The organism is uncultured Xanthomarina sp., from assembly GCF_963971605.1.
GTDB classification, from domain to species: Bacteria; Bacteroidota; Bacteroidia; order Flavobacteriales; family Flavobacteriaceae; genus Xanthomarina; species Xanthomarina gelatinilytica.
On record NZ_CAXATZ010000017.1, the window covers coordinates 1 to 10,936 of the forward strand.

General features: G+C 35.3%; 16 protein-coding genes. All 16 read left to right on the forward strand.

From position 1 onward, the window contains the following. Positions 1 to 323 (forward strand): hypothetical protein (locus AACY93_RS07880; protein WP_287006181.1); only part of this gene is annotated, 323 nt, incomplete at its 5' end. Positions 324 to 589: 266 nt separating this feature from the next. Further along, positions 590 to 979, forward strand: a complete 390-nt coding sequence (locus AACY93_RS07885; protein WP_287005875.1) for a hypothetical protein — start codon at positions 590 to 592, stop codon at positions 977 to 979. Between the two features lie 39 nt (positions 980 to 1,018). Then, positions 1,019 to 2,677 carry a tetratricopeptide repeat protein gene (locus tag AACY93_RS07890; RefSeq protein ID WP_287005876.1) on the forward strand — a complete coding sequence of 553 codons (1,659 nt, stop codon included), beginning with the start codon at positions 1,019 to 1,021 and terminating at the stop codon, positions 2,675 to 2,677. Between the two features lies 1 nt (position 2,678). Further along, a complete protein-coding gene (locus AACY93_RS07895) occupies positions 2,679 to 3,344 on the forward strand; it encodes a response regulator (RefSeq protein ID WP_286852797.1) in 666 nt (221 codons plus the stop codon). A 351-nt stretch (positions 3,345 to 3,695) separates the two neighbouring features. Further along, positions 3,696 to 4,445 carry a hypothetical protein gene (locus tag AACY93_RS07900; protein WP_286852796.1) on the forward strand — a complete coding sequence of 250 codons (750 nt, stop codon included), beginning with the start codon at positions 3,696 to 3,698 and terminating at the stop codon, positions 4,443 to 4,445. Between the two features lie 637 nt (positions 4,446 to 5,082). Then, positions 5,083 to 5,283, forward strand: coding sequence for a transposase (locus AACY93_RS07905; RefSeq protein WP_339611648.1), 201 nt, complete (start codon positions 5,083 to 5,085; stop codon positions 5,281 to 5,283). Next, the gene (locus AACY93_RS07910; RefSeq protein ID WP_339611650.1) at positions 5,264 to 5,650 is read left to right on the forward strand and encodes a hypothetical protein; all 387 of its coding nucleotides are present in this window, start codon (positions 5,264 to 5,266) and stop codon (positions 5,648 to 5,650) included. Before AACY93_RS07905 ends, AACY93_RS07910 begins: the two co-directional genes overlap by 20 nt. Before the next feature lie 220 nt (positions 5,651 to 5,870). Then, positions 5,871 to 6,296, forward strand: coding sequence for a hypothetical protein (locus tag AACY93_RS07915; protein ID WP_286852795.1), 426 nt, complete (start codon positions 5,871 to 5,873; stop codon positions 6,294 to 6,296). Positions 6,297 to 6,345: 49 nt separating this feature from the next. Next, a complete protein-coding gene (locus AACY93_RS07920; RefSeq protein ID WP_286852794.1) occupies positions 6,346 to 6,741 on the forward strand; it encodes a hypothetical protein in 396 nt (131 codons plus the stop codon). Between the two features lie 82 nt (positions 6,742 to 6,823). Further along, on the forward strand, positions 6,824 to 7,084 hold the full coding sequence (locus AACY93_RS07925) for a hypothetical protein (RefSeq protein ID WP_286852793.1): 261 nt from the start codon (positions 6,824 to 6,826) through the stop codon (positions 7,082 to 7,084). 174 nt (positions 7,085 to 7,258) lie between these two features. Then, the gene (locus AACY93_RS07930) at positions 7,259 to 7,537 is read left to right on the forward strand and encodes a hypothetical protein (protein WP_286852792.1); all 279 of its coding nucleotides are present in this window, start codon (positions 7,259 to 7,261) and stop codon (positions 7,535 to 7,537) included. 20 nt (positions 7,538 to 7,557) lie between these two features. After that, a complete protein-coding gene (locus AACY93_RS07935) occupies positions 7,558 to 7,854 on the forward strand; it encodes a DUF6804 family protein (RefSeq protein ID WP_286852791.1) in 297 nt (98 codons plus the stop codon). A 138-nt stretch (positions 7,855 to 7,992) separates the two neighbouring features. After that, positions 7,993 to 8,673: a hypothetical protein gene (locus tag AACY93_RS07940; RefSeq protein WP_286852790.1), complete on the forward strand. Its 681-nt coding sequence runs from the start codon at positions 7,993 to 7,995 to the stop codon at positions 8,671 to 8,673. Between the two features lie 11 nt (positions 8,674 to 8,684). Next, positions 8,685 to 9,059 (forward strand): hypothetical protein, encoded by a 375-nt coding sequence (locus tag AACY93_RS07945; RefSeq protein WP_286852789.1) that lies wholly within the window; start codon positions 8,685 to 8,687, stop codon positions 9,057 to 9,059. Between the two features lie 121 nt (positions 9,060 to 9,180). Continuing rightward, positions 9,181 to 10,320 (forward strand): type I restriction enzyme endonuclease domain-containing protein, encoded by a 1,140-nt coding sequence (locus AACY93_RS07950; RefSeq protein ID WP_286852788.1) that lies wholly within the window; start codon positions 9,181 to 9,183, stop codon positions 10,318 to 10,320. A 28-nt stretch (positions 10,321 to 10,348) separates the two neighbouring features. Next, the gene (locus AACY93_RS07955; RefSeq protein ID WP_286852787.1) at positions 10,349 to 10,930 is read left to right on the forward strand and encodes a hypothetical protein; all 582 of its coding nucleotides are present in this window, start codon (positions 10,349 to 10,351) and stop codon (positions 10,928 to 10,930) included. Positions 10,931 to 10,936: the final 6 nt, after the last annotated feature.

The following is a 10,936-nucleotide window of genomic DNA, read 5'->3' on the forward strand; positions in this document are numbered from 1 at the left end:
CCGGAGGTGTAGCCTTAGTATATGTTAAGTTGTATGAAGGTACTGATGAAGCAGACTTTATTATATTGTCAACTCCAACTACTCTTGGAAATTTAACTTTATTAAGTGGGTTTTCCAATTTACAATCAGAATTAGGATTGACCATCGAGATTAACGGCCCTGATGTTACTCCGTATGAAAACATACCAAGTTTAACATTTAGGTATGTTTTGATTCCAGCTAATGTAATTGAAGCCCGTCAGGCATTAAACAAGGAACAGTGGTGCGATATCAATACAAAGGACTATAGCGAGGTGCGTTCCTTTTTGGGTATTGTACCATAATGTAATTTCAATTTCAAATTTAGGATTTGCTTTAGTGCCAACTTTTTCATTATCCGAAGTCAAATCATTTTTTGATGCAACCAAACTTAATTAATAGCATTTTTTATTTTTGGTTCACTTTAAAAGGTCTTGCCATGTGTGTCAAGGCCTTTTTTTATGGGTCATAAAACCCATGCGCATTTTGAAATTAAAATTTGTGGATAATTTTAGGTGTTTCAAAAGAGGTACATGTTTATATTTTTTATTTTTATAAAAATTAAAATATCATGGAACCTGCAGACCTTATACAAACCGTTGCAAAAACGGAAACGCTACAATCCCAACTCAGTCACATTCTGGATGCCTTTCAACAGATGGATTACCATAAACTCAACACGGTCTTGGACGACGGATATTACGAGGATATGCCAAAAACCGCCTTTATTTACAGGCAGCAACGCATTTTTAAATTTATGCAAAGCAAAGGGGACACCCATTTAAAGCTTTCCGCCAATATCTGCACAGGCTGCTTATGTGGCAAACCTGTATTTGTTTTTACGGGCAACCATTCCGGGTTGACCTATGGGGTGTATGTCGAGTTTTTAAATGATGCCATTGTGGATGTGTATCGGTGTTCGGAACAGTCCAATAGTTTCTTTGGTCTGATGCCATTTTAAGCTTTAGTTGTATTCTCAGTTATTGTATTCAGTTTAGGTATGGATATTTTAAAACCGGTTTTAAGTTTCATTCTTTTTTTTATGGTCAGTTTGTTGGTCCAGGCAGGCAAGCTTCAGCAAGAACCCATTGACAGTACCCATTATTATTACAACAAGGTAATAAAGCCCAATTCAAAATCGGATTTGCTGCAAGCCTTTGTGTTTTACCGAAACCAAAAAGACAGGAGCTTGAAACGGGCAGATACTTTAGAGGCCGTTTATAGTTTGAGGCAATTGGCCATTATTCAAAAAAAGTTGGGTATCCTTTATGACAGTGAGAGCTCAGCCATTGAAGCCTTAGGTCTTTTGGAACAGCTACCAGCCAGTAGTGAGCGTAGGGAGTCCAAAGCAGGTATCTACAATCATTTGGGACGGGTTTATAGTGAGATGCAAGATCATGCCAATGCCATAGCCTATTATAAAAAGGCTTTGGCTTTGGCAGACAGTAAGTTACAGGATATGGTTTTGCGCAACAACATAGCCTTTGCCCAATTACAGGCAGACAGTCTTGATGTGGCCTTAGAGGCGTTTAGCTCCTTATATCAGGAAAGTTTGGTCTATCAGGATAGCGTTATCATTGCCAGAACCCTAAACAATTTGGGGTTGGTAAAAGGGAAGTTGCAAGACAGTACAGCCCTGTTGGATTTGGAACAGGCATTCAAGTTACGTGAGGCTTTGGGGAACCCAACAGATATTTTGGGCAGTTATTTGGATCTTTCGGAGTATTATATTTCTCAAGGCAAGTTTGAACAGGCCAAGTTACAGGCCCAAAAAGCCTATCAATTGGCCAGGGCTTCCAACAATCCCAGTCATTTAGTGACTGCCTTGGGGGTGTTGGTACAATTAAAAGAAGACCCAGAGGTTCGGTTTTACAAACAGCTTATGGACAGTATGCGAACTGCGACTATGTTGGTAGAGGGCAAGTACGCTTCCAAGAAATATGCTTTGGCAGCGCAAGAAGCTTTGGCCAACAAACGCTTGCTGGAGCTGGAGCAGGAAAAGAGCTATAAGTACCTTTATGGGTTTTTGTCTTTGTTTGTGCTTAGTTTGGGAGTGACGGTTGCAGTGTTTCAACGGCAACGTTTTAAAAAGCAAAAGCAATTGGAAGTTTATCATACCGAATTGCGTATTTCGAAAAAAGTCCATGATGAGGTGGCCAATGGGGTGTACCATGTGATGACCAAAATCCAACAAACCCCTGAGGTGCATGAAGGTATTTTAGACGATTTAGAGCGGGTGTACCATAAAACCCGAGATATTTCTAGGGAGCATCAGGACATTCAAGTCCATGAACATTTTAAAGAGACCTTGTTGGATTTGATAAGCAATTATAAAAGCGATAGGGTAAACATCCTTACCAAGGATCTTTCCAAGATAGATTGGTCTTTGCTTAGCAGTCAAAAAAAGATAGCTTTGTACCGGGTGTTACAGGAGTTGTTGATCAATATGAAAAAGCACAGTCAGGCCTCGGTAGTGGTTATCAGTTTTGCCCAACAATCCAAAACATTAACGGTTAGCTACAAGGATAATGGTCAAGGTTGTAGCCTAAAAAAGCAGAATGGACTTCAAAATACGGAAAACCGTATAAAAAGCATAAAAGGTTCCATTACTTTTAGCTCAGAAATAAACCAAGGCTTTCAAGCTGTTATCATTATCTAATATGTTTAAAAAGGTTATACTAGCAGACGATTTGGTGAGCATCAATCTGGGCATGCTTACTGTTTTAGATACATTAAAGGTAGGGCAGGTAGAAACTGTACAATATTGTGATGATGCGTTTTTACGAATAAAACGTGCCTTCCAGGACCAGGACCCTTTTGATTTGTTGATTACCGATTTGTCTTTTAAGAAGGATCATCGCGATCAAAATTACCCTTCGGGTGAGTCACTTATTGAGGCTTTACATGCCGAGTATCCAGAATTGCCCATTATTGTTTATTCCATAGAAGACCGTATTCAACGCGTGCGCAAGCTGCTTACCCAAAATGGGGTGAATGCCTATGTGTGTAAAGGCCGGAGAGGGCTTATAGAGCTTAAGGAAGCCATACAGGCTGTGTACGAACAGGAACTTTATGTATCGCCACAGGTAGCTCCTGCTTTAAGCAAGAAAACCGATTTGGAAATAGATGATTTCGACATCCTTGTGTTGAAGCATTTGTCGTTGGGTTTGTCGCAAGACCAGATCAGTCAGCAATTGAAAGACGATGGTGTTAGTCCAAACAGTTTAAGTACCATAGAAAAGCGTCTCAACAAACTTCGCATTCAGTTTAAGGCTAACAATGCCATTCATTTGGTAGCCATTGTTAAAGATTTGGGCTTGATATAAACTTTTTTTCCATTTTACGGGAAGCCGTAAGGATATTAGATTTATGCCCTTTAGTTTTGTATTACTATTAATTCATATTAATTAGTGTGGGAGATTAAAGAAGCGTATCCGGTTTGGATGCGCTTTTTTTTGTTTTTATAGGTTTCAGTTATTTGAGATTCTCTTCTTTTTGATTGTGGATTAGGCTGTGGTTTCCATTGGGTTGTTATTGGGTTGATACGGATTAGGGATAAGGTATATACGCTATACATACGCTATATATACGCTATAGCTATTGTTTATTTGGCTAATATTCATTACTTTAGGGAGACGTTTTTAGGTATTATTTATTCATATTAATTATTGTTTATTATGGCACGACAAAAAGGTATTATTAAGATTATTGGCACCCTTGGAGACGCTAATTTTTACGAAGACAAAGAGGTGGGTGCTTTGGTTAGAACTGCTGGTGGTGGTTTTGATGGCTACACAATCCGTACGAGTCCAAGAATGGTACGTGTACGGGAAAACGCGAGTGAATTTGGTAATTGCAGTCGGGTGAAGAAACAGTTTCGTTTGGCTTTGATGCCCTTTTTCCATGGGATTAAGAGTAGGGCCTTCAATTCTGATCTGATGAGTTTGTTTATGCACATTAAAGCTTTAGACCAGGTATCTGAGCGAGGTAAGAGACATATGCGTTACGGCATACAAACTGCGAAAGGGAAGCAGCTCTTGAAACGGCATTCATTTATACCAGAGAAAGACCTGGTGGTTGGTTTTTGTGAACGGGCATCCTTTGATTGGGGCTCACAACGTTTGGAGGTTAAAAATTTCAATCCAGGATTGTTTCAAGTGCCTAAAACGGCCACGCATATAGGTGTGACTTTGGGCGTGTTGGATTTTGATTTTGAAAGTTTAGAAAGCTCTTTAAGTGTTTCGCCTGTTCACTTTTTGGAACTAGGTGGAGGGGTTACTTCCTTTAGTTTAACTCCAGACCAGGTAGCTGTTCCAGAACATGTGGGATTTGTGGTTTTAGGTTTGCGTTTTTACGAGATTATTGAAACAGAGGTGTATGCCTTTAAGCAGCCTTTAGGCATTCGGATTTTGGATGTTTTGGTTTAGTGAATACCCCTTAACACCCCCCTAACCCCCCTCAAAGGGGGAATTTTTTTTTTGGATATTACAAATGAAATACCCCCTTAACCCGCTCAATGGGGAGGTTTTTTTTTAGGGGGGCAATCTGGTATGTTTGGGTTTAAGAGCCAATAATCAAATGAAAAAGTACTGAGAAGGCATTAGTAACTTTCGCAAATGTATTTTTTAAAGATATATTTTGTAATTTTTTTTAATGTTTTGCCCGTTTCTGGGTGTAGGCCCACTGAGGTAAAAAACTCTAATTCTCCTGATTTGTTTTTTCCATATCAAAGTATTTCTGTGCCATCATTCTTAAAAAAACAGTATCACAGTTGGGGTCTATTTTTTTGAATTGCTCTATACGGTCTGCATTATATAATTTTAACCCCCGCTTCCGCACGATTGCATCGTGTGGTAAACCTCAAAAGAGACATACAACTACCTCAATTTACCTCAAAAACACCCCAGCGTTTCCATCGCGTTGTTTCCTAGATTTGAATGCCACTTTCAAAATAAACCAACTTTATTTCATTCGGTATCTACCACGGTTTCCCGAAGAATATAAGACCCTCAGTATCTAGGGTCTTCTATTCTAAAGATTCTAAAAAATGACTATCTTTAGAATATGAGCCGTAATTATAAGTTTCATAACCCCGAAGGGCTTTACTTTGTAAGCTTCGCCGTTGTAGAATGGCTTGATGTTTTTACCCGCAATGAGTATAATAAGGATATTCTATTACAAAGCCTTTCGTTTTGCCAAAGGGAGAAGGGTATGGAGATAGTGGCGTGGTGTATTATGACCAATCATGTCCACTTGGTTTTTTAGAAGCATCAGAGAGCTGCATCCTGTCTTTTTATTAGGAGATTTTAAACGCTTTACGAGTAAAGCAGTCGTTAAAGCTATACAAGAGAACCCACGAGAGAGCCGAAAGGAATTTCTGTTGGAACAATTTAAAAAGGCCGCTGGAAAATCATCCAATGTGAATGAATATCAATTTTGGAGACATGACAATAAGCCGATTGAGTTATGGAGTAATAAAGTTATTTGGGAGAAGATCAGCTATGTTCACAATAATCCCGTAGAGTCCGGATTGGTTTATAAAGCTCCTGATTATGTTTATAGTAGCGCTTTGGATTATGCAGATGAAAAGGGCTTATTGGACGATGTTGTGGTGTTCCGTTATTATGGTTAAATAGGAAATTTTGGTGTTTAAAAAAGAATTGGGAAGCGAACGCGATACAATTGCGCACGAGCGGGGAATCGTTCATAAGAATGTATCCCTATTCTATAAAGAAGACAAAGAGAACAACAAGATTTATCTGATTACTTATTTAAGTTTGTTGCTTATTATAAATCATTAATATTGTAGGTTAAATTGTAACAGTTTGTAAAACCTAAATTTAAATAAACACATGAAAAAGCTTTTTACATTATTAATGATTTCCATAGCTCTTGTAATTAATAGTTGTGATAAGGACGACGATTCTCCAAAAGATTGTGGATGTAATTCTGAAACCATAGAAGAAATTACAGTTTTAGAAGAAGATAATCTAGTTGCAACTATTAGTTATAAAATACAACTTGATACTGGAGACACCCATTACAACGACAAATTTTGGATAGGTGTTTCTTTTGAAAATTGTCCCACTTGTATAGATGTTATGATAGTTTGCAATGAAAATTTTTTAAATGGAGAATTTGATTATTTAAAAATAAACACAGACGAAATTTCACAAATACATTTTTCAGGAAATATAAAAAAAATATGTAACAGACCGCCAAATGTTGCAGACTACAGTTATTATAGAATTGTTTTAACCTCAATAGAAAAATTATGAAAAAACCACTCATTTTAATATTTGTTACAAAGCCACATCAATAATTTTTATGATAAAAAAAGAAAAAATATTTTTTATCCTTATTGGATTTGGGATGATTACTACCATAATATTCTTTTATAGAAACTATGAATCACAGGAAGAATCTTTTTACCAAATAGTTGATGAAGTTAGAGTAGAATCATATTATGGTACAGTAATTAATAAATTTTACGATAAATTTAATCATGGTAGGTATAAAATTACCATATTTTTTGATGGAAACAACTTTGAGTTAGAGCTATTACATGAAAGAAAAGAGCTATATGACTTCATTAAAGTTGGAGACACATTAATTAAAGAAAAAAATCAATTGGAACTTCAAATTAAAAGAAAAAATTTAGATACTGTTGTGAAATTTAAATTTGATAATGTAAGGGGTATGAAAAATACAATCATACGTTAATTAATTATCAAGTAAACTAGTTGAAAAAGATTATCCAAAACGATTTTATTCTAATAATATCATTATAGTAGGGGATTTTAATTTGAACGAACGACATGCTATTTGGGACGATCTTTATCAGCAAGGCTTTAATCCAGCTTTGAGAGATTTTAAAACAACTTTAAAATGGGAATGTTTACAGAACAACTACCTAAGCCATGCTATTGATAATATTTATTATTCTAAAAATATAGCTTTTGTCAATTCAGGAGTTTTGGATTATATTGCTACCTGTGAAAATTTAGCAGCAGCAAGAAAAATATCCGATCATTTACCTGTTTTTTTGGAGTTTAACATGAATTAGATTATGCTATGAAGCCTTTTAAAATAGTATTATTCCTCTTAGCTTTTGGGCTTACTTCTTTAAGTTTCTCACAAGACGTGTTTACCACCAAAACAGGTGAAAAATATCATCAAGAGTCTTGTAGGTATCTAAGCAAATCTAAATATCGGGTAGACTTAAAAGATGCTATTCAATATGGATACGATCCCTGTTCTGTATGTAAACCCCCAACAAGAACAGCCTCTGGCAACAGACAAGTCTCTCATTTTTCTAGCAATCAAAGTTCCTCAAGAGCTTCTAATAGCTCAAGCTCAGCTACGCAGTGTACTGGTAGAACTAAAGCAGGCAATAGATGTAAACGGAATACAACAAATAGTAATGGAAGGTGTTATCAGCATTAAAGCTATGTCAAGTTATTATAGGTTGGAAACCGGAAGTTATTTTAATATAAATCCAGTAGTTTTGTTTGAATGAGATTAACTTTAAGCAAGTAAATGAAAGCATTAAAAATCATTCTGGTCATACTTTTATTTCTCTGCCTATTAGACATGCCCTACGGGTATTATCAATTTGTACGTTTTGTAAGTTTTGCTGTTTTTGGGTATTTAGCCTATCAGGCCCATCAAAAGGGAAATAAAACCGAAGCTTTTGTGTTTGTTGCTTTGGCTTTGCTGTTCCAACCTTTTGTTAAAATAGCCTTAGGCAGGACTTTATGGAATCTTGTGGATGTTGTGGTGGGGATTGGATTGGTTTTGAGTGTTTTTTTCGAGCCTGTAAAAAAAAATAAATGACCAGTGGTTTTAAGATTAGGTTTTGTTAAAAAGGAAATACAGGCACGCTTAAATAGGGTGTTTTTTGTTTACGGATTTCCGTAAGGATAATATATCAAAACTTGGTAAGTTTGGTTTTGAATTAAAAACCTAAAACCAATGAAAAAAGTTACTGTTATTGTATTGATGTTATTAACTCTTGGGTGTACCACAAAATATATTAAGTTTAAACCTTCAGAAAATGAAATATTTTCTACCGATAGATTGTCCACTTTTCTTAAAAGCAACCCTTCACCTAAAGTTGTTTTAAGAACACCAAGTATGTCTTCTCAAACCACTGAAGAAGAGGATGTTAGTTATTTGTATAGTGCCATAGAAAAAGAGCTTTTAAGCAATGGTTTTATAGTACGCGACAGGAACCTGTTCAACCAAGTAGTATCCAATAACGAAAATACGGTTGATTATGCTAAATTAAAGACCAAAACCGATACAGATTTAATCATTGAATTAATTAAACTGGATAGGAAAGTTATATATGAAACCAACGAATATTATACCGATAAAGGAAAGACTGGGTTGTTGGAAGACCCTTACAAGCAATATGGTGCAGTTGTGGAATTTAAAGTGGTGCTTATAGACAATAATGAGTTTGCGGGAACATATAAATTTCATTATGCTCCTTGTGCTGAAGGAAAAGGTTGTGAAATTAGTGAATCCTTTAAAGAGCGCATGAAACGTATAGAAAAGGAAAAAGAAGGCTATGTCATTGTTGAAAAGGACATTTTGGAAGAATTTATGCGTCATGCAACCTACCGTTTGGTTGAAGATATGAGAAAATAAAAAACCAACATATGAAACATTTATTAAAATATTTTCTAGGTCTCTTTTTATGCATATCTGCAAATATGTATTCTCAAGAGGTGTCTTGTACAGATCTTGTGGATTTTGTTAAAAGCGAGGGTAGAAAAGTAGGGACGGTAAGTTCCTATCAATTAATAGACTCTTCCTGGTTAAAAAGTGTGTCTTGTTATGATGTTGATGGAACCTTGGCCGTTATAGCCAATATAAAAACCAACGACTATAGTCTTTATGGCAAAGACTATATTTTTTGTGGGATTTCAAAAACCTATTGGGACGCTTTTTATTATGGATATTACGACCTAGGGAGGTCCTTTGGCGAACGCTTCCATAAGTATATTTTTGATTATAAATGTGATTGTTATTGATTATAGTATAGACAGCAAAATAGCTTAGATTTTTGATTAAATAACTCTCAATTAATAAGGAACTACATTTTAGTTTGTTAAGTTTTTTTATCTTTAGGCTCTCCTCTAAAAACTAAATACCTTGTATGTAGATAAAATAATGAATGGTCATAATTTGATGCAAGCCATTACACGAACCAATCGTGTGTTTAAGGATAAGAAAAATGGTGTTATTGTAGATTATATAGGAATTGGCGATAATTTAAAATCGGCAACCGAAAAGTACACCAAAGGAGGAGGACATGGCAAACTAACCATTGATATTGAACAGGCTTTAGGGTTGTTTTTCAACCAAATAGAAACTTGTAAAACCTTTATTCCTGATAACATAACGCATTCGGATTGGAAACGTTTGCGTGATGCCGATAAAGTGCTGCTGGTAAAACTAGCTGTAAATGCTGTGATTAAATATGATGAAGATTCCAATAATTTTATGTTGGCTGAAAAGAAATTATCAGGTTTGTTGTTCATTGAAAAAAGTCAACCAACCATTCAAGATGCAGCAGTAGATGTTTTGTTTATTCAGCATGTGTCTAAAGCAGTTAGCAATGTGAAATCGGTAAAGTCTAGCAGAAGCGAACAAAAAGAAAAGATAAAAGAACTCATTAGTCAAAGTATCGATTCCGATGATATTGTTGATGTATTCGCTATGGGAGGAATAGAAAAACCTGATATTTCCATACTGGATGAAACCTTTTTATTGGGAGCAAAGAAAGTGAAAGATGCACATACCTTAAAGATTGAGTTGATTAATAACATCCTAAAAGATGAGATTAAATTGCGCCTTCACAAAAATATTAAAAAATACACGTCTCTCAAAGAAGAATTGGAAAAGGTGATTGAAAAATATCACAACAATGCATTAGACAGTTTCGCAACCATAGCTGAATTGGTAGAATGTGCCAAGGAACTCCAAAATGATGATAAACGATCGGAAGAATTAGGGTTAAGCGAAGAAGAATTGGCTTTTTATGATAATCTGGCAGCCAAACAAGACATTATAAAAGAAAAAGGACCTATTCAGGACATAGTTCATGCTATTGTTAAAGCAGTGAAGTCAAATTTACAATTGGATTGGACCAAAAATGAAAACGCGAAAGCCTCTATTAGACTTGCAGTAAAGAAAGAATTGAGAGGTAAAATATCCATTAATAAACTTAACGAGATCCTCCAAGAAATTATGGAACAAGCCGAAGGGCAATATAGTGATTGGAGTGCTTAAATAAATGAAAATGAAATAAATGAATTAAATGAATATGTCTGATTTTATACCTTACATTATAATTTTTGCTTTATTAATTGTTGTCCTAATTCAAAACAACAAGATTAAGGATTTAAATGATGTCTTAGATAATAGTAAGACTAAGGATGTTGATTTAGAAATAGAAGAAGAAGAAATATTTGACGAAAAAGAAATAGTTGATGAAAATATATTGAACGATCCACGACCAATAGATAGGGATTTCACTCATATAAGTAAAACTGATGCAATAGCAATTATTAACAAAGACCAAAATAAGTATAGTTTAACCACAAGAAACACACGGTTTTCAAATATCAATACTACTGTTCCAGTTTGGTGGTTTGATATTCCCATTGAATTATTTAAAAACGATTTGCATTTAATTCTAAAAAAGAAAAGCAGCTTTTATTGGTTATGTATTCCCAGAGGCACTTTTGAGTTTCCACAAAACAGTTTTTACATCAGACCAGATAATGGTAAGGTACAGCTTCAGATTTCCACAGAATCAGGATTGTATTTTATGAGAGATAAAGCACCAGGTTGCAAAGGTGTTGGCTTTGAAAAATATATAATTAAAGAATTTAAGTAATCATAA

Bases quoted from the DNA above. Each gene is read 5' to 3' on its own strand.
- AACY93_RS07885 (WP_287005875.1), top strand. From the start codon at position 590: ATGGAACCTGCAGACCTTATACAAACCGTTGCAAAAACGGAAACGCTA.
- AACY93_RS07890 (WP_287005876.1), top strand. From the start codon at position 1,019: ATGGATATTTTAAAACCGGTTTTAAGTTTCATTCTTTTTTTTATGGTC.
- AACY93_RS07895 (WP_286852797.1), top strand. From the start codon at position 2,679: ATGTTTAAAAAGGTTATACTAGCAGACGATTTGGTGAGCATCAATCTG.
- AACY93_RS07900 (WP_286852796.1), top strand. From the start codon at position 3,696: ATGGCACGACAAAAAGGTATTATTAAGATTATTGGCACCCTTGGAGAC.
- AACY93_RS07905 (WP_339611648.1), top strand. From the start codon at position 5,083: ATGAGCCGTAATTATAAGTTTCATAACCCCGAAGGGCTTTACTTTGTA.
- AACY93_RS07910 (WP_339611650.1), top strand. From the start codon at position 5,264: ATGTCCACTTGGTTTTTTAGAAGCATCAGAGAGCTGCATCCTGTCTTT.
- AACY93_RS07915 (WP_286852795.1), top strand. From the start codon at position 5,871: ATGAAAAAGCTTTTTACATTATTAATGATTTCCATAGCTCTTGTAATT.
- AACY93_RS07920 (WP_286852794.1), top strand. From the start codon at position 6,346: ATGATAAAAAAAGAAAAAATATTTTTTATCCTTATTGGATTTGGGATG.
- AACY93_RS07930 (WP_286852792.1), top strand. From the start codon at position 7,259: ATGGATACGATCCCTGTTCTGTATGTAAACCCCCAACAAGAACAGCCT.
- AACY93_RS07935 (WP_286852791.1), top strand. From the start codon at position 7,558: ATGAAAGCATTAAAAATCATTCTGGTCATACTTTTATTTCTCTGCCTA.
- AACY93_RS07940 (WP_286852790.1), top strand. From the start codon at position 7,993: ATGAAAAAAGTTACTGTTATTGTATTGATGTTATTAACTCTTGGGTGT.
- AACY93_RS07945 (WP_286852789.1), top strand. From the start codon at position 8,685: ATGAAACATTTATTAAAATATTTTCTAGGTCTCTTTTTATGCATATCT.
- AACY93_RS07955 (WP_286852787.1), top strand. From the start codon at position 10,349: ATGAATATGTCTGATTTTATACCTTACATTATAATTTTTGCTTTATTA.